This is a genomic window from Chromobacterium vaccinii, assembly GCF_000971335.1.
Taxonomy (GTDB): Bacteria; Pseudomonadota; Gammaproteobacteria; order Burkholderiales; family Chromobacteriaceae; genus Chromobacterium; species Chromobacterium vaccinii.
Genome location: NZ_JZJL01000065.1, coordinates 1 through 17,127, shown reverse-complemented (window position 1 = coordinate 17,127; position 17,127 = coordinate 1). Strand labels below are relative to the sequence as shown.

Genomic DNA, 17,127 nt, shown 5'->3' with positions numbered 1-17,127 from the left:
GGCTGCAGTTTTTCAAAGCGTTCTGGATTGCTTGCCGTCCATTCTTGAGCGCGACCCTGCCGTTGGCGTGGTTTGGCATTCGGTAGCCGCGACGTATCATGTGGGCTCCGGAGGATTCAAGATGACAAGACGACTGAGAGCGGGGTTGTTCGGCTACGGCTATGCCGGCGCGACCTTCCATGCCCCTTTATTGGCTGAGACTGAAGGCGTTGTCCTGATGGTCGCTGACCGTCATCCGCAAGTGCGGCAGATCGATTTCATTGCCGAAACGTCCGCTGGTCGGTATGCCGATATGGTTGTATTTCACTCTCTGTCCTCGTAGGCGGGCGTAAAAAATCCCCGCTGTTTTGACAGCGGGGAGGGGAAAGAATTCTGTTGATCGATGCCGAGCTTCAGCGATCCAGACCGCCCAGCAGCACGTATTTGATCTCCAGATAATCTTCAATGCCGTACTTGGAGCCTTCGCGGCCCAGGCCGGATTGCTTGACGCCGCCGAAGGGGGCAGCCTCGTTGGACAACAGGCCGCTGTTGACCGCCACCATGCCGTATTCCAGGCCTTCGGCGACGCGGAAGATGCGGCCGACGTCGCGGGCATAGAAGTAGCTGGCCAGGCCGAACTCGGTGTCGTTGGCCAGGCGGATCGCTTCTTCCTCGGTCTTGAAGCGGAACAGCGGGGCCAGCGGGCCGAAGGTCTCCTCGCGGGCGACCTTCATGTCGCGGGTGACGTCGGCGATCAGCGTCGGTTCGAAGAAGCTGTGGCCTAGCGCATGACGCTTGCCGCCGGCGATCAGTCGGCCGCCCTTTGCCAGCGCGTCGGCGATGTGCTCTTCCACCTTGGCGACGGCATTCTGGTCGATCAGCGGTCCCTGGCTGACACCGGCCTCCAGGCCGTTTCCTACCTTCAGCGTGGCCACCGCGGCGGCGAACTTGTCGGCGAAGGCGTCGTAGACGCCGTCTTGCACATAGATGCGGTTGGCGCAGACGCAGGTCTGGCCGGCATTGCGGTATTTGGAGATCAGCGCGCCCTCCACCGCCGCGTCCAGGTCGGCGTCATCGAACACGATGAAGGGCGCGTTGCCGCCCAGTTCCATCGACACCTTTTTCACCGTGCCCGCGCATTGGGCGATCAGCTTGCGGCCGACTTCGGTGGAGCCGGTGAACGAGAACTTCTTCACCGCGTCGCTGCCGGTCAGCACCGCGCCGATTTCGCTGGAGCCGCCGGTAATCACCGAGAACACCCCCGGCGGAATGCCGGCGCGCTCGGCCAGTTCGGCCAGCGCCAGCGCCGACAGCGGGGTTTGGCTAGCCGGGCGGACCACCATGGTGCAGCCGGCCGCAAGCGCCGGCGCGGCCTTGCGGGTGATCATCGCGCTGGGGAAGTTCCACGGCGTGATGGCGGCGGTGACGCCGATCGGCTCCTTGGTCACCAGCACGCGGCGGTCGCCGGCCGGACCGGGCACGATGTCGCCGTAGACGCGTTTGGCTTCCTCGGCGTACCACTCGATGTAGCTGGCGCCGTAGGCGATCTCGCCCTTGGCCTCGGCCAGCGGCTTGCCTTGTTCGGAGGTGAGGATTACCGCCAGGTCCTGCTGGTGGGCGATGATCAGGTCGAACCAGCGGCGCAGGATGGCGGCGCGCTCCTTGGCGCTCTTGGCCTTCCAGGCCGGGAAGGCGCGGGCGGCTGCGGCGACCGCGCGCTCGGCTTCGGCTGCGCCCATCTTCGGCACCTGGCCAACGGTTTCGCCGGTGGCCGGGTTTTGCACGGCGATGGACTGGCCGTTGTCGGCATCCAGCCATTGGCCGCCCAGATAGCATTGCTGGCGCAGCAGCTTGGGATCTTGCAGATTCAACATATCGGGTATTCCTTGAGCAAGCGAGCGGACGCGCCGTCAGGCGGGACCGCTCGCATGGGGTAGAGGGTGGATCAGGCCTTCAGCGCCGCCTCCAGCTTGCCCAGCGCCTCGGCGAAGATGTCGTCTTCGATGGTCAGCGGGAACAGGAAGCGCACCACGTTGGCGTAGATGCCGCAGGTCAGCAGGATCAGGCCGTTGGCCAGCGCGTGCTGCTGCACTTTTTTGGCGAAATCCGGATCCGGGTTGTGGCTGCCGGGCTGGTTGAATTCGACGGCGATCATCGCGCCCAGGCCGCGTACTTCGGCGATCTGCGGCACCGCGGACTTGAGGCCGTTCAGTTTTTCCTTCAGCGCGTCGCCCAGGCGCTGGGCGCGCTCGTTCAGCTTTTCGCTGTCGATCACGTCCAGCACCGCATGGGCGGCGGCCAGCGCCAGCGGGTTGCCGGCATAGGTGCCGCCCAGGCCGCCCGGGGCCGGCGCGTCCATCACTTCGGCGCGGCCGGTGACGGCGGACAGCGGGAAGCCTCCGGCCAGCGACTTGGCCATGGTGATCAGGTCCGGCACCGCGTCGAAATGCTCGCTGGCCAGCAGCTTGCCGGTGCGGGCGAAGCCGGACTGCACCTCGTCGGCGATCAGCAGGATGCCGTGGCGATCGCACAACTCGCGCAGCGCCTTCACCCATTCGGCCGGCGCGGCGTAGAAGCCGCCTTCGCCTTGTACTGGCTCATAGATGATGGCGGCGACGCGCGCCGGGTCGATGTCGAACTTGAACAGTTTTTCCAGGCCGGCCAGCGAGTCCTGCACCGATACGCCGTGCAGCGCGTTCGGGTACGGCGCGTGGTAGACGTCGGAGGGGAAGGGGCCGAAGCCCAGCTTGTACGGCGCCACTTTGCCGGTCAGCGCCATGCCCATCAGCGTGCGGCCGTGGAAGGCGCCGCCGAAGGCGATCACGCCGGGGCGGCCGGTGGCGGCGCGGGCGATCTTCACCGCGTTTTCCACCGCTTCGGCGCCGGTGGTGAACAGGGCGGTTTTCTTGGCGTGGCTGCCCGGGGTCAGCTTATTGAGCTTTTCCGCCAGGCTGATGTAGGACTCATAGGGCACCACCTGGTAGCAGGTGTGGCTGAAGCGGGACAGTTGCTCCGCCACCGCGGCTTCCACTTTCGGGTGCAGGTGGCCGGTGTTGAGCACGCCGATGCCGCCGGCGAAGTCGATGTAGCGCCGGCCCTCGGTATCCCACACTTCCGCGTTTTTGGCGCGTTCGGCGAAGAAACTGCACATCACGCCGACGCCGCGCGGGGTGGCGTCGGATTTGCGTTGCATCAGTTGCTGCTGGCTCATGGAAATCTCCTCGGGGCCGGGCGATCGTGGCGCCGCCGCGGCGGGTCGATATGGCGCCGGGATAGACGGCGCGTCAGCGGATCATTCTATGAGGGTGTTTAGCAAAAAGCTACAGATGCATTAAAAAATTAAACGCCTGTGGCGGAAGCGGCACAGGCGTTTCGGCGAGATGGCTTTGGGCTCAGCGCACGATCAACTGGTTGACCTCGCCCAGCGTGTCCGGCTGCAGCTGGCCGGCGGATTGGGCCAGCGCCAGGCGCGCGGTCAGATAGCTGTATTTGGCGTTGGCCAGCGTGGTTAGCGCGGTGTAGTAGGCCTGCTCGGCCTGCAGCAGGTCGATGCTGGTGCGGATGCCCACTTCCTTGCCCAGGCGGGTGGATTCCACCTTGCTCTTGGCCGAGACCAGCAACTGTTGCTGCGCGCGCACCAGGGCCGCGCCGTTGGTCACGCCGAGGAAGGCCTTGCGCACATCTTCTTTCACCTGGCGGCGGGTGGACTCCAGCTGGTCGCGGGCGGCGTCGCGCAGGGCCACGGCCTCCCGCACCTGGGAGTTGATGCCGCCGCCGGCGAACAAGGGCAGGGTGACGGTGACGCCGACCTGGCTGCCGCGGGTATGCTGCGCGCTGGGCAGGGTGCCGGGCTGATTGCTGATGTTGTCGCTGTAGCCGGCGGTGAGGTTGACCGTGGGCAGGTGGTTGCCGCGCTTCTCGGTGATGGTTTGTTCGGCCAACTGCAGGTTCTGCTCGGCGCCCTTGATCTTCAGGCTGTTGCGCTGCGCCATGTCCACCCAGGCGTCCAGGCCGGCGGGTTTGGGCGGCACCAGCGGCAGTTGGTCGCGCACTGTCTGGATGCCGGCCGGCTCCAGGCCGGTCAGGCGTTTCAGATTGTTCTGCGCCAGCTCCAGATTGTTGGCGTCGCTGATCTCCTGCGCCACCGCGCCGTCGTAGCCGGCTTGCGCCTCGTGGGTGTCGGTGATGGTGGCGGTGCCGACCTCGAACGCGGTCTTGGCCTGCTCCAGCAGGTTCTGGTAGGTCTTCTTGCTGGCGCGGGTGGCGGCCAGGGTGTCCTGAGCGCGCAGCACGTCGAAATAGGCCTGGGAGATGTCCAGGATCAGCTGCTGCTCGGCGGCGTCGAAGGTGGTGTCGGCCAGTTCGGTGCCGATCTTGCCCTTCTGGTAGCCGGTGTACTTGCCTACGTCGAACAGCGGCTGCTGCATATTGACGCTATAGCCGTGGTTTTCGTAATGCATGTCGGAAATCGGCCGGCCATTGGCGTCTTGCGTCGTCTTGGGCTGCAGCGGATTGTTGTAGTTGTAGTTGCCGCTGAGGCTGGCCTGCGGCAGCAATTGGCTGCGGCCCTGCACCGCCTTTTCCTGGCCGGCGTCGCGCTGGGCGCGGGCGGCGGCGAAGTCGGCGTTGTAGTCGCGGGCCGCTTGCCAAGCGCCTACCAGGTCGAAGGCCTGGGCGGGCAGCGCGGCGCCTAACATCAGCAGGGCGGCGATGAGGGGGAGGCGGTGATTCTTCATTTGTGCTCTTGTTCTTGCGGTTGGGCGGAGAGCCGCTGTTCATTTCGTCCGACGCGGAACCATTGGGCGTACAGCGCCGGCAGGAACAGCAGGGTCAGCACGGTGGCGACCAGCAGCCCTCCCATGATGGCGACCGCCATCGGACCCCAGAACGTGCTGCGGGTCAATGGAATCATTGCCAGAATGGCGGCCAATGCCGTCAGCATTATGGGCCTAAAGCGGCGCACCGTGGAACCGACGATGGCTTCGAAGCGGTCTATGCCCTCGCGGATGTCGTGTTCGATCTGGTCCACCAGAATCACCGAGTTGCGCATGATCATGCCCGACAGCGCGATCACGCCCAGCATCGCGACGAAGCCGAAAGGCGCGCGGAACAAGATCAGCGTCAGGGTGACGCCTATCATGCCGAGCGGCGCGGTGAGCACCACCATCAGCGTGCGCTGGAAGCTCTGCAACTGCAGCATCAGGAGTGTCAGAACTACAACAATCATCAAGGGCGCGACCGCGGCGATCGCCTTTTGCGACTTGCCGCTGGATTCCAGCGTGCCGCCTACCTCGATGTGGTAGCCCAGCGGCAGCGTGCGCTCCAGCGCCTGCATCTGCGGCCAGAGCTGGCCGGACACGTCCGCGCCCTGCACGCCGTCCACCACGTCGGCGCTGACGGTGATCGCCGGCAGGCGGTTGCGGCGCCAGATGATGCCTTCCTCCGGCTCGTAGCGGACGTGGCCGATCTGCGACACCGGCACGAAGCGGCCGCTGCCGGTCTGCACCATCAGATTGCCCAGGCCGGCGACGTTCTTCTGCTCGCCCGGATTGAGGCGCGCGACGATGGCGATGCTCTGGTCGCCCTCGCGGTAGGCGCTGACGCTTGAGCCGGAGATCAGCATCTGCAGCTGCTGAGACAGCTGCTGCGAGCTCAAGCCCAGCGCGCTGGCCTTGTCCTGATCGATGTCGATGCGCAGCGCCTTCACCTGCTCGCCCCAGTTCTGGTTGACGTGCAGCGCCGACGGCTGCTTGCGCACCAGCGCTTCCACCTGGTCGGCGATCTTGCGCACCTGGCCGTGATCCGGGCCCATCACGCGGAACTGCACCGGGTAGCCGACCGGCGGGCCGTTCTCCAGCCGGGTGACGCGGCCGCGCACCAGCGGGAAGTCGTTGTCGAAGATCTTCTCCAGCCGCTTCTTCACCTCCTCGCGCACGTGCTCGTCGCGGGTCATCACCATCAGCTGCGCGTAGTTGACGTGCTGCTGCTGCTGGTCCAGCGGCAGGTAGAAGCGCGGGCTGCCGCTGCCGACATAGCTGGTGACGCTGACCACGTTGGCGTCGGCGCGGGCCAGCTTCTCCATCTTTTCCACCTGTTCCAGCGTGGCGTGGTAGCTGGCGCCGCGCGGCAGCCACATGTCCACCATCAGTTCCGGACGGTTGGATGAGGGGAAGAACTGCTGGGCGACGAACAGCTTGAACGCCAGCAGCGACAGAATGAAGGCGCCCAGGGTGACGGCGATCACCGTCTTGCGGTAATCCAGGCACCAGGCCACCAGCGCGCGGAAGCGGCGGTAGAACGGCTTCTGGTAGACGTCGTGCTGCTCGCCGTGATGCGCGTGGGAGGGCAGCAGCTTGTAGCCCAGATAGGGGGTGAACACCACCGCGACGATCCAGGACAGCACCAGCGCGATGCCCACCACGGCGAACAGGCTGAACACGTACTCGCCGGCCATCGACTTGGCCAGGCCCACCGGCAGGAAGGTGGCGGCGGTGATCAGCGTGCCGGTCAGCATCGGGAAGGCGGTGCTGGTATAGGCGTAGGTGGCGGCCTGGAACTTGTTCCAGCCCTGTTCCAGCTTCAGCGCCATCATTTCCACCGCGATGATGGCGTCGTCCACCAGCAAGCCCAGCGCGATGATCAGCGAGCCCAGCGAGATGCGCTGCAGGTCGATGTTGAAGAAGTACATGGCGAGGAAGGTCATCGCCAGCACCAGCGGGATGGACAGCGCCACCACCACGCCGGTGCGCAGGCCCAGGCTGAAGAAGCTGACGGCGAGCACGATCACCACCGCCTCCACCAGCGAGCGCATGAACTCGCCCACCGCGTCGTGCACCACCTTGGGCTGGTCGGACACCGCGTGGATCTCCACCCCCAGCGGCAGCTTGCCCTTGATGCGGGCGATGGCCTGGTCCAGATTGGCGCCCAGCTTCAGCACGTCGCCGCCGCTCTTCATGCTGATGGCCAGCGCCAGCACCGGCTTGCCGTTGAAGCGCACGCTGGTGGCCGGCGGGTCGATGTAGCCGCGCGAGACCGCGGCGATGTCGCCCAGCTTGAAGGTGCGGCCGCCCGCGCTGACCGGCGTCGCGGCCACGGCCGCCACCGAATCGTACTTGCCGGTGGGGCGCACCCAGATGCGGTCGCTGGCGGTTTCGAAGGTGCCGGCCGGCGTCATCGCGTTCTGCTGCTGCAGCGCCTGCCAGATGGCGCGGCTGTCCAGGCCCAGGCTGGCCAGCTTGGCGCTGGACAGGTCGACGTAGATGCGCTGCTCCTGCTTGCCCAGCATCTGCACCTTGGCCACGTCCGGCGCGCGCAGCAGTTCTTTCTTGGCCGCTTCCGCGTACTGGCGCAGCTCCTCGTAGCTGAAGCCGTCGCCGCTGAAGGCGTAGATGTTGCCGAAGGTGTCGCCGAACTCGTCGTTGAAGAACGGCCCCTGCGCGCCGGACGGCAGCGTGTAGGCGATGTCGCCCAGCTTCTTGCGCACCTGGTACCACAGCTGCGGCACGTTCTTGGGCGGCACATCCTCGCGCAGAGACACCACCATCAGGCTTTCGCCCGGCTTGGTGTAGCTCTGCACGTAGTCGATCTCGCCCATCTCCTGCAGCTTTTCCTCCAGCTTGTCTGTGACCTGCTGTTCCATTTCCAGCGTGGTGGCGCCGGGCCAGTTGGCCTGCACCAGCATCGCCTTGAAGGTGAATTCCGGATCCTCCTTCTGGCCCAGCTGGGTATAGGCCCAGCCGCCGGCCAGCATCAGCATGATCATCAGGTAGCGCACCAGCGCCTGATGGCCCAGCGCCCATTCGGACAGATTGAGTTTCTTCATCGGCGCGCCCTCATTGTTCCAGCAGCTTGACGCGCTGGCCTTCGCGCAGCAGGTGCACGCCGGCGGTAGCCACCTTGTCGCCCGGACGGACGCCGGAGGCGATGACGGCGCCGCTATCGTCTATCGACGCCACCGTCACCGGCTTGCGGCTGACGCGCAGGCTCTGGCCGTCTATCGTCCACACGTATTGCTTGCCCTGCAGGTCCAGCAGCGCGGTCAACGGCAGCTTGAGCTCGCCGCTGGCGCGGGTGGGTAGGGTCGCGGTGGCGGTCATGCCCAGTTGCAGCGCGCGGCTGTCGCCGGCCAGAGCGATCCGCGCCGGATAGGTGCGGGTGGCCGGATCGGCGTCGGCGGCCAGCTCGCGCAGCTTGCCCTCCAGCGGCGCGCCGCCCTTCCACAGCGTCACGCGGAATGCGCCGGCCTGGCGCACCGCCTCCAGCGCGTTTTCCGGCACCTGGATGGCGATTTCGCGCGAGCCGTCCTGCGACAGCCGGGCCACCGGCTGGCCGGCGGCCACCACCAGGCCGGGCTCGGCCTGCATCTGGCTGACCACGCCGTCGGCGTCGGCCGTCAGCGTCGCGTAGCCGGTCTGGTTGCGGCTGGCGGACAGCGCGGCGCGCGCCTGGCTGACCTTGGCCTGGGCGGCGTTGACGCCGTTTTGCTGCGAGTCGACTTGAGCTTGGCTGATGAACTGCTTGGCCAGCAGCTCGCGGTAGCGCTTCAGGTTCAGCTGCTGCTGGGCGAGATCGGATTCGGCAGCCGCCAGCTGCGCCTGCTTGGCCGCCAAGTCCAGCTGGTAGTCGCTGGGGTCCAGCCGCGCCAGCGGCTGGCCCTTCTTCACGCGTTCGCCGCTGTTGACCAGCTTGGCGACCACCTTGCCGGCCACGCGGAAGGCGAGCTGGGTCTCGTGGCGGGCGCGGATTTCGCCGGCGTAGCTGTCGCCGCCGATTTCAGCGTTGCCTCCGGCTGTCATGTAGCGCACCGGACGGATGTCTTCCGGCGCGGCGGCCTGGTCCTTGCAGGCGGACAGGCCCAGCGCGGCGATGAGCGGCAGGGCGAGGGAGAGGATGGATTTCATGTGCGGGCGTCCTGGGGCGCGGGCTGGTGCATGCCTTGCAGCGTCAGCCGCAGCGAGGTCTTGAGGAATTCGAGCGGATTGTCCTTGAGGGTGTCGCAACAGCCGGGCACCAGGGCGAAGGAGTGGCTGAGGATCATGGTCATCATCATCGGCGCGGTCAGCGCGTCGATCGCGTAGTCGAGGTGGACCGGGCGGAACTCGCCGCTGTCCATGCCGCGCTGGATGATGTGGCCCAGCAGCTGGCGCGCCGGCAGGATGGCTTCGTCGTAATAGAAGCGGGTCAGATCCGGGAAATTGGTGGCTTCGGCCGCCATCAGCTTGCACAGGCCGGCGGCGCGGGTAGAGCCGATGTGGGTCCACCAGTCCTCCAGCGCCAGGAACAGCAGCTCGCTGCTGCCGATGCCGTGCAGCTGGGCCAGCTGCGCGCTCATCGCGTGGACGCGGGCGACGATGGTTTCGCGCACCACCGCCTTGAAGATCTCTTCCTTGTTCTGGAAGTACAGATACGGCGTGCCCTTGGTGACGCCGGCGGCGCGGGCGATGTCTTCCATCTTGGTGGCGAGATAGCCTTTTTCGACGAACAGCGTCAGCGCTGCGTCCAGGATCTCGCTGGGCCTGGCGTCCTTCTTGCGCTGCCAGCGGCTGGAGCCGGTTTCTCCCATCGCGGTCTTTCTGAATGATTGTTCAGTAATGCCGGCACTGTAGGCCTTTTGGTCAGGGACGGGCAATTAATAAATCACAGTTCAGCAATTGGCGTGATTAAAATGCAACACCGTAATCCGAAATCGCCGGCCAGCCGTTAAGGGGCGAAAGCGATCCGCTAGCAAGGAGAAATGAAGTGGCAACAGACGCAGCCGAAAAGGCGAACATCCTGGCCGAGGCCCTGCCTTACATCCGCCAGTTCGCCGGCAAGACCATCGTGATCAAGTACGGCGGCAACGCGATGACCGACGAAGCGCTGAAGGAAGGCTTCGCCAAGGACGTGGTGCTGCTGAAGCTGGTGGGGATGAATCCGGTGGTGGTGCACGGCGGCGGCCCGCAGATCAACGACTTGCTGGCGCGGGTCGGCAAGCAGGGCGAGTTCGTCCAGGGCATGCGCGTCACCGACGCCGAGACCATGGAAGTGGTGGAAATGGTGTTGGGCGGCCTGGTGAACAAGGAGATCGTGTCGCTGATCAACAAGCACGGCGGCAAGGCGGTGGGCCTGACCGGCAAGGACGGCCACTTCATCCGCGCCCGCAAGCTGTTCCTGAAGACCGACGGCGACGAGGCGGTGGACATCGGCCAGGTCGGCGAGATCGAGTCCATCGATCCGTCGCTGGTGTCGCTGCTGGATAGCCAGGATTTCATCCCGGTGGTGGCGCCCATCGGCGTCGGCGTCGACGGCGAAGCCTACAACATCAACGCCGACCTGGTGGCCGGCAAGCTGGCCGAGACGCTGAAGGCGGAAAAGCTGGTGCTGATGACCAATACCCCGGGCGTGCTGGACAAGCAGGGGCAGTTGCTGACCGGCCTGACCGCGCAGCGGATCGACGAGCTGTTCGCCGACGGCACCATCTCCGGCGGCATGCTGCCCAAGATCAGCTCGGCGCTGGACGCCGCCAAGAACGGCGTGCAGGCGGTCCATATCATTGACGGCCGCGTCAAGCACGCGCTGCTGCTGGAAATCCTGACCGCGGCCGGCGTCGGCACCATGATCCGCGCCTGAGGCCGGCTGTCCGGGAGACGTGGAGCCGGCGGCGGCGGTGGGCTATAGTAACGGCATGCCGCGAGCGTAGCCGCGGCGGCTCACAAGGGGAGGCAGCATGCAGACCGTGAAGCAATTTCTGGACAGCAAGCCCAACCGGGCCTTGGTATACGTGACGCCTGACAGCACCGTGTTCCAGGCGCTGCAGGTGATGGCGGAAAACGACATCGGCGCGGTGCTGGTGATGGAGTCCGGCGATATCGTCGGCATCTTTTCCGAGCGCGACTATGCCCGCCGCATCGTGCTGCAGGGGAGGACCTCGGCCGGGACCAAGGTTCGCGACATCATGACCAGCCGCGTGGTGTACGTGACGCCGCAGCAGACGCTGGACGAGTGCCGGGGGCTGATGACGGAGAAGCGCATCCGCCATCTGCCGGTGATGGAGGATCAGACCGTGCTCGGCATCCTGTCCATCGGCGATCTGGTGCGGGCGACGATAGAAGAGCAGGAGCAGGTGATCAACCACCTGGTACATTACATCCAGTCCGCCTGACTCCACCGAGTAATCCTGTAGACGGCCCGCCAAGACGCGGGCCATTGTCGTTGGCTCAGCCGGGCATCGGCGCGATGCGCTGGCGCAGCGCGCGCAAGGCCGGCGCCACGCGCTCGCGCATGGCCGGCTCGTCGAAGGCGAAGGCCGGGCCGCTGGCGTTGAGCGCCATCGCCGGCTGGCCGGGCAGCAGCGCCGGCAGATGGATGCCCACCGCCATCACGTCGGGCTCGTACTCGCCGAAGGACGCGGTGTAGCCGTGGACGCCGTAGTCGGCGCAGGCCTGCAGCAGCCGCGAGCGCAGCGCCGGCCAGTCGCCGCGGTAGCGCTCGGCCAGGAGCGGCAGTAGCGCCTCGCGCTCCTGCGGCGGCAAGCCGGCGAAGTAGGCGCGGCCGATCGCGGTGGTGGCCAGCGGCACCCGCGAGCCGGTGGACAGCTGCACCGACACCCGGGCCTGGCTGCGGCAGGTTTCCAGGTACACCATGTCGCTGCCGTCGCGCAGCGCCAGACTGACCGACACATTGTTGGCCAGCGCGAACTCGCGCATCAGCGGCGCGGCCGCCGCGCGCGCGTCGTAGCCGGCCAGCGCCGCCGATCCCAGCGCCAGCAGCGCCAGTCCCAGCTTGTATTGGCCGCTTTCCCCTTCCTGTTGCAGATAGCCCAGCCGGGTCAGGGTGTAGCTCAGCCTCGACACGGTGGACTTGGGCAGTCCGGTGCGGCGCGCCAGTTCCTGGTTGGACAGCGCGCCCTCGCCGGGGCGGAACGCCGCCAGCACCTCCAGGCCGCGCGCCAGCGCGGTGACGAATTGGCGGTCTTCTTCTTGTTGCATCCTGTTCCCCATTGCGGCAAAGAATTTGCCGCATGACAGGTAAATCGCTTTACAAGCGCGCGGCAGAGTGTTTAGTCTATTCTGCATGGTGAAATCTAATTCCGCAATGCGGAACTAAGTGGGAGAAAGCAGATGGCAGCATCCACGCAGCGCGCCTCGTTCGCTTGGGAAGATCCCTTGCTGTTGCAGGACCAGTTGACCGACGAGGAGCGGCTGGTGCGGCAGAGCGCGCACGAGTATTGCCAGCAGCGGCTGCTGCCGCGGGTGCTGACCGCCAACCGCGAAGAGCGCTTCGACCGCGAAATCATCAACGAGATGGGCGAGCTGGGCTTCCTCGGCTGCACGATAGAAGGCTACGGCTGCGCCGGTCTGTCGCATGTCGCCTACGGCCTGGTGGCGCGCGAGGTGGAGCGGGTGGATTCCGGCTATCGCTCGGCGATGAGCGTGCAGTCGTCCTTGGTGATGCACCCGATCTGGGCCTACGGCTCCGACGCGCAGAAGGACAAGTATCTGCCCAAGCTCGCCAGCGGCGAATGGCTGGGCTGTTTCGGCCTGACCGAGCCGGACTCCGGCTCCGACCCCGCCAGCATGAAGGCCCGCGCCCACAAGGTGGACGGCGGCTATCTGCTGTCCGGCAGCAAGATGTGGATCACCAACAGCCCGGCCGCCGACGTGTTCGTGGTCTGGGCCAAGGACGACGACGACGAGATCCGCGGCTTCATCCTGGAGAAGGGCATGAAGGGCCTGTCCGCTCCGGCCATCCACGGCAAGTTTTCCTTGCGCGCGTCGATCACCGGCGAAATCGTGATGGACGACGTGCTGGTGGCGGACGAGCAGCTGCTGCCGGGCGTCAAAGGGCTGAAGGGGCCGTTCGGCTGCCTGAACAAGGCGCGCTACGGCATCGCCTGGGGCGCGATGGGCGCAGCGGAGTTCTGCTGGCACGCCGCTCGCCAGTACACGCTGGACCGCCGGCAGTTCGGCCGGCCGCTGGCCGCCAACCAGCTGATCCAGCTGAAATTGGCGAATATGCAGACCGAGATCGCGCTGGGCCTGCAGGCGGCGCTGCAGGTAGGCAGGCTGATGGACGAGGGCCGCGCCGCGCCGGAAATGATCTCGCTGATCAAGCGCAACAACTGTGGCAAGGCGCTGGACATCGCCCGCGTCGCCCGCGACATGCACGGCGGCAACGGCATCAGCGACGAATTCCACGTGATCCGCCATGTGATGAATCTGGAGGCGGTCAACACTTACGAGGGCACGCATGACGTGCATGCCCTGATTCTGGGCCGAGCCCAGACCGGTATTCAGGCATTTGCCTGATAAGCCGGCGCGGCCGGAGGGCCGGCCGCGCCGTTGATTCCTGTCTGTCCTTTGTTGGCCCGGCTTCGCCGGGCCACTTTTTTTGCCGGAACGCATTGCGCGCCGGATAAGGGACGGTGTCTGGAATATCAGCGATTGCTACACTAAAAGCGCCGTGCGGCGGCGAGCGCCGCGAGCGGGCGGCATCATCGACATCCGAGCGGGGGAGGGAAGCGCGATGGCAGGAGCGTTGTCGGGTATCAAGGTGGTGGATCTGAGCCGGGTACTGGCGGGGCCGTGGGCGAGCCAGCTACTGGCCGATCTGGGCGCGGAAGTGATCAAGATAGAGAAGCCGGGCTGCGGCGACGACACCCGGCAATGGGCGCCGCCCAGCCTGCCGGACGGCAAGGCGGCCTATTTCCTGTGCACCAACCGCGGCAAGCGCTCGCTGACGGTGGACATCTCCCAGCCTGCCGGCCAGGACATCGTGCGCAAGCTGGTGGCCGACGCCGACGTGGTGCTGGAGAACTACAAGGTGGGCGGGCTGAAGAAGTACCGGCTGGATTACGACAGCCTGAAGGCAGTCAATCCCAAGCTGGTGTACTGCTCGATCACCGGTTTCGGCCAGACCGGCCCCTACGCCAGCCTGGCCGGCTACGACTACATCGTGCAGGGCATGTCCGGCCTGATGAGCATCACCGGCCCGGCCGACGGCGAGCCGCACAAGGTGGGCGTGGCGGTGTCGGACCTGTTCACCGGCCTGTACGCCGCCAACGCGGTGCAGGCGGCGCTGATCGCCCGCGAGCGCAGCGGCGCCGGCCAGCATATCGACATGGCCTTGTTCGATTGCTCGCTGGCGATGCTGGCCAATGTCGCCTCCAACTGGCTGGTCGGGCATAATGTGCCGCCTCGGCTGGGCAACGCCCACGCCAATATCGTGCCCTACCAGGTGTTCGCCGCCTCCGACGGCCATTTCATTCTGGCTTGCGGCAACGACAAGCAGTTCGCCGAAGTGTGCCGGCTGGTCGGCCAGGCGCAATGGGCGCGCGATCCGCGCTACGCTACCAATCCGCAGCGTGTCGCCCACCGAGTGCAGCTGGTGCCGCTGCTGGCCCAGGCTTTCCGCCACCATGGCCGCGACTACTGGCTGTCGGCGCTGGACAAGGCCGGCGTGCCCTGCGGCCCGATCAACAATGTGGCCGAGGCATTCGCCGACCCGCAGGCGCAGGCGCGGGAGATGCAGCTGGAAATGCGCGACGCCGCCGGACAGCAAGTGCCGCTGGTAGGGTGTCCGATCAAACTTTCCGGCACGCCGGTCGAGTACAATCTAGCCCCTCCCGCTCTGGGAGAACATACTGAGCAGATCTTGCGCGCGCTGGGTTATGTGGATTCGGACATTGTCGCATTGCGCAACAATGGCACCGTTTAAACGCTTGTTTGATTTTGACGAGGTGACATCTTCATAGCATGATGTCCGGAAAATCAAACCCGTCCAGCGGGCGCAAAGGAGAAACGGTGCAACGCGAATACATGGAATACATGGAATACGACGTGGTGATCGTCGGCGGCGGCCCTTCCGGCCTGTCCGCGGCGATCCGTCTGAAACAACTGGCGGCCGAGCAGGGCCGCGACATCAGCGTCTGTCTGCTGGAGAAGGGTTCCGAGATCGGCGCCCACATCCTGTCCGGCGCGGTGATCGAAACCGGCGCGCTGGCCGAACTGCTGCCCAACTGGAAGGAGCTGGACGCGCCGCTGAACACGCCGGCGCTGTCGGACCGCTTCCTCTACCTGACCGAGACCGAGTCCATCCAGCTGCCCACCCCGCCGCAGATGCACAACAAGGGCAACTACATCGTCAGCCTGGGCAACTTCTGCCGCTGGCTGGGCCAGCAGGCCGAGAACCTGGGCGTGGAGATCTACCCGGGCTTCGCCGCCGCCGAGGTGCTGTACCATGCGGACGGCTCGGTCAAGGGCGTGGCCACCGGCAATGTCGGCACCGGCAAGAACGGCGACCAGGAGGGCGAGCCGGGCATGGAGCTGTGGGCGAAGCAGACCATCTTCGCCGAAGGCTGTAGGGGCTCGCTGACCAAGGGGCTGCTGTCGCGCTTCCGCCTGACCGACGGCGCCGACCCGCAGACTTTCGGCATCGGCATCAAGGAATTGTGGGAAGTGAAGCCGGAAAACCACCAGCCCGGCCACATCACCCACACCGTCGGCTGGCCGATGGACACCGCCACCTACGGCGGCTCCTTCCTCTACCACCTGGAAGACAATCTGGTGGCGGTCGGCTTCGTGGTCGGCCTGGATTACCAGAATCCCTATCTGTCCCCGTTCGAGGAATTCCAGCGCTTCAAGACCCATCCGGCGATCAAGAGCACGTTCGAGGGCGGCCGCCGCGTATCCTACGGCGCGCGCGCGCTGACCGAGGGCGGCCTGCAGAGCCTGCCCAAGCTGACCTTCCCCGGCGGCGTGCTGGTCGGCGACACCGCAGGCTTCCTCAACGTGCCCAAGATCAAGGGCACCCACACCGCGATGAAGTCGGCGATGCTGGCGGCGGAGGCGGTGTTCGAGCTGCTGGGCGACGACGCGCAGGCGCAGGGCGGCGAGGCCAAGGCCTACTCGGCCAAGTTCCAGCAGAGCTGGGTCCGCGACGAGCTGCACAAGGTGCGCAATATCCGCCCGTCGTTCCGCTGGGGCCTGTGGCCGGCGATGATCTACTCGGCCATCGACACCTTTCTGTTCCGCGGTCGCGCGCCGTGGACGCTGCATCACAAGCACGCCGACAACGAGGCGCTGCGCCCGGCCTACGAATTCAGCCCGATCGCCTATCCCAAGCCGGACGGCGTGCTGACCTTCGACCGGCTGTCGTCGGTGTTCATTTCCAACGTCAATCACAGCGAGGACCAGCCGGCGCACCTGACGCTGAAGGACGCGGCGGTGCCGATCACGGTCAACCTGGCCAAGTACGACGCCCCCGAGCAACGCTACTGCCCGGCCGGCGTGTACGAGATCGTCGGCCAGGACGAAGGCGCGCCGCGGCTGCAGATCAACGCGCAAAACTGCGTGCACTGCAAGACCTGCGACATCAAGGACCCGACCCAGAACATCAACTGGGTGACGCCGGAGGGCGGCGGCGGGCCGAATTACCCGAATATGTGATCGGGCGTTTCATGCCGCCAGGGGCCGGGTTTTCCGTCGGGAAATCCGGCTTTTTGTTTTGATCGCCGCCAAGTCTTGCGAAACAACGGCTTGACGGCGGCGGCCATCGTTGGCAGCATGGACGGCATGCTAGAAAAAACCGTGTTTTTCGCCCACGCCTATTATTGGTACCGCCCCTCCCGGCGGCGCCAGGGATAGGCTCGGCAGCGAGACACGCGAAGCCGTCGAGCAGATTACCGACCATGCCGCCGAATACCGGCGGCATTTGTCATTTCAGTCTCAAACAGCAAATGGTCTCCGGAGCGGCGGCAAGCTTTTATCCAGGAGACAGTGCCATGAACGAAGTCAGCGACGCCCTTTCACTCGCCACCAGCCGCAGCCTGCCCCAGGCAGACCTGCCGCTGTATCCGGTCGCGCTGGCGACCGACGGCGAGGCGCTGGCTTATCGTCCCGGACCGCCGCCGCGGCTGCCGGCCGGCGGCTGCCTGTCCGAAGCGCTGCTGCCGGAAATCCGCGAGCTGGCGTTGCGCCTGGCGCTGGCGCGAGGCTGGCCGCAAGGGCGGACGCCGGACCGCGTCGCCGAGCCCGCCGACTGGCTGGCGGCGCGCATTCTGCTGCTGGAGTGGCAGCAGGTGGAGCTGGCGCTGGACGAGCTGGCGCTGCTGGACGAGGCCAACCGCCGCGCGAGCGGGTTGGCCAAGGCGCGGGGCGTGGCGTTTTCGCC

General features: G+C 66.1%; 13 protein-coding genes and 1 pseudogene. 7 read left to right on the top strand and 7 right to left on the bottom strand.

Annotated features, from left to right (window positions below):
• Positions 1-322 (top strand): annotated as a pseudogene (locus tag VL52_RS25480) (hypothetical protein); the annotation flags it as partial.
• Positions 323-392: 70 nt separating this feature from the next.
• Here VL52_RS25480 and gabD read toward each other — a convergent pair.
• The 6 genes from gabD to VL52_RS20915 all read right to left on the bottom strand — a co-directional run bounded on the left by gabD (position 393) and on the right by VL52_RS20915 (position 9,541).
• Positions 393-1,853 (bottom strand): NADP-dependent succinate-semialdehyde dehydrogenase, encoded by a 1,461-nt coding sequence (gene gabD, locus VL52_RS20940; RefSeq protein WP_052717556.1) that lies wholly within the window; start codon positions 1,851-1,853, stop codon positions 393-395.
• 71 nt (positions 1,854-1,924) lie between these two features.
• Complete coding sequence (gene gabT, locus VL52_RS20935; RefSeq protein ID WP_046158863.1) at positions 1,925-3,190, bottom strand: 4-aminobutyrate--2-oxoglutarate transaminase; 1,266 nt, start codon at positions 3,188-3,190, stop codon at positions 1,925-1,927.
• A 181-nt stretch (positions 3,191-3,371) separates the two neighbouring features.
• A complete protein-coding gene (locus tag VL52_RS20930; RefSeq protein WP_046158862.1) occupies positions 3,372-4,715 on the bottom strand; it encodes a TolC family outer membrane protein in 1,344 nt (447 codons plus the stop codon).
• Positions 4,712-7,801, bottom strand: a complete 3,090-nt coding sequence (locus tag VL52_RS20925) for an efflux RND transporter permease subunit (RefSeq protein ID WP_046158861.1) — start codon at positions 7,799-7,801, stop codon at positions 4,712-4,714. Before VL52_RS20925 ends, VL52_RS20930 begins: the two co-directional genes overlap by 4 nt.
• 10 nt (positions 7,802-7,811) lie before the next feature.
• Complete coding sequence (locus VL52_RS20920) at positions 7,812-8,879, bottom strand: efflux RND transporter periplasmic adaptor subunit (RefSeq protein WP_046158860.1); 1,068 nt, start codon at positions 8,877-8,879, stop codon at positions 7,812-7,814.
• A complete protein-coding gene (locus tag VL52_RS20915; protein ID WP_021474921.1) occupies positions 8,876-9,541 on the bottom strand; it encodes a TetR/AcrR family transcriptional regulator in 666 nt (221 codons plus the stop codon). Before VL52_RS20915 ends, VL52_RS20920 begins: the two co-directional genes overlap by 4 nt.
• A 176-nt stretch (positions 9,542-9,717) precedes the next feature.
• Here VL52_RS20915 and argB point away from each other — a divergent pair, with 176 nt between their 5' ends.
• Both argB and VL52_RS20905 read left to right on the top strand, forming a co-directional pair.
• Positions 9,718-10,587: an acetylglutamate kinase gene (argB, locus tag VL52_RS20910; protein WP_021474920.1), complete on the top strand. Its 870-nt coding sequence runs from the start codon at positions 9,718-9,720 to the stop codon at positions 10,585-10,587.
• A gap of 97 nt (positions 10,588-10,684) precedes the next feature.
• Positions 10,685-11,119: a CBS domain-containing protein gene (locus VL52_RS20905; RefSeq protein ID WP_046158859.1), complete on the top strand. Its 435-nt coding sequence runs from the start codon at positions 10,685-10,687 to the stop codon at positions 11,117-11,119.
• 55 nt (positions 11,120-11,174) lie between these two features.
• Here VL52_RS20905 and VL52_RS20900 read toward each other — a convergent pair whose 3' ends face one another.
• Positions 11,175-11,945: an IclR family transcriptional regulator gene (locus VL52_RS20900; protein WP_052717555.1), complete on the bottom strand. Its 771-nt coding sequence runs from the start codon at positions 11,943-11,945 to the stop codon at positions 11,175-11,177.
• 132 nt (positions 11,946-12,077) lie between these two features.
• Between VL52_RS20900 and VL52_RS20895 the strand changes: the two genes are divergently transcribed.
• The 4 genes from VL52_RS20895 to VL52_RS20880 form a co-directional block, all read left to right on the top strand.
• Positions 12,078-13,265, top strand: coding sequence for an acyl-CoA dehydrogenase (locus VL52_RS20895; protein WP_046158857.1), 1,188 nt, complete (start codon positions 12,078-12,080; stop codon positions 13,263-13,265).
• A gap of 217 nt (positions 13,266-13,482) precedes the next feature.
• On the top strand, positions 13,483-14,673 hold the full coding sequence (locus VL52_RS20890; RefSeq protein ID WP_046158856.1) for a CaiB/BaiF CoA transferase family protein: 1,191 nt from the start codon (positions 13,483-13,485) through the stop codon (positions 14,671-14,673).
• 101 nt (positions 14,674-14,774) lie between these two features.
• Positions 14,775-16,403 carry an electron transfer flavoprotein-ubiquinone oxidoreductase gene (locus VL52_RS20885; RefSeq protein ID WP_082113866.1) on the top strand — a complete coding sequence of 543 codons (1,629 nt, stop codon included), beginning with the start codon at positions 14,775-14,777 and terminating at the stop codon, positions 16,401-16,403.
• A 335-nt stretch (positions 16,404-16,738) separates the two neighbouring features.
• Positions 16,739-17,127 (top strand): hypothetical protein (locus VL52_RS20880; RefSeq protein ID WP_144410356.1); only part of this gene is annotated, 389 nt, incomplete at its 3' end.

Excerpts from the sequence above, each read along its gene's own strand:
- gabD (WP_052717556.1), bottom strand. The coding sequence starts at position 1,853 with ATGTTGAATCTGCAAGATCCCAAGCTGCTGCGCCAGCAATGCTATCTG.
- gabT (WP_046158863.1), bottom strand. The coding sequence starts at position 3,190 with ATGAGCCAGCAGCAACTGATGCAACGCAAATCCGACGCCACCCCGCGC.
- VL52_RS20930 (WP_046158862.1), bottom strand. The coding sequence starts at position 4,715 with ATGAAGAATCACCGCCTCCCCCTCATCGCCGCCCTGCTGATGTTAGGC.
- VL52_RS20925 (WP_046158861.1), bottom strand. The coding sequence starts at position 7,801 with ATGAAGAAACTCAATCTGTCCGAATGGGCGCTGGGCCATCAGGCGCTG.
- VL52_RS20920 (WP_046158860.1), bottom strand. The coding sequence starts at position 8,879 with ATGAAATCCATCCTCTCCCTCGCCCTGCCGCTCATCGCCGCGCTGGGC.
- VL52_RS20915 (WP_021474921.1), bottom strand. The coding sequence starts at position 9,541 with ATGGGAGAAACCGGCTCCAGCCGCTGGCAGCGCAAGAAGGACGCCAGG.
- VL52_RS20905 (WP_046158859.1), top strand. The coding sequence starts at position 10,685 with ATGCAGACCGTGAAGCAATTTCTGGACAGCAAGCCCAACCGGGCCTTG.
- VL52_RS20900 (WP_052717555.1), bottom strand. The coding sequence starts at position 11,945 with ATGCAACAAGAAGAAGACCGCCAATTCGTCACCGCGCTGGCGCGCGGC.
- VL52_RS20895 (WP_046158857.1), top strand. The coding sequence starts at position 12,078 with ATGGCAGCATCCACGCAGCGCGCCTCGTTCGCTTGGGAAGATCCCTTG.
- VL52_RS20890 (WP_046158856.1), top strand. The coding sequence starts at position 13,483 with ATGGCAGGAGCGTTGTCGGGTATCAAGGTGGTGGATCTGAGCCGGGTA.
- VL52_RS20885 (WP_082113866.1), top strand. The coding sequence starts at position 14,775 with ATGGAATACATGGAATACGACGTGGTGATCGTCGGCGGCGGCCCTTCC.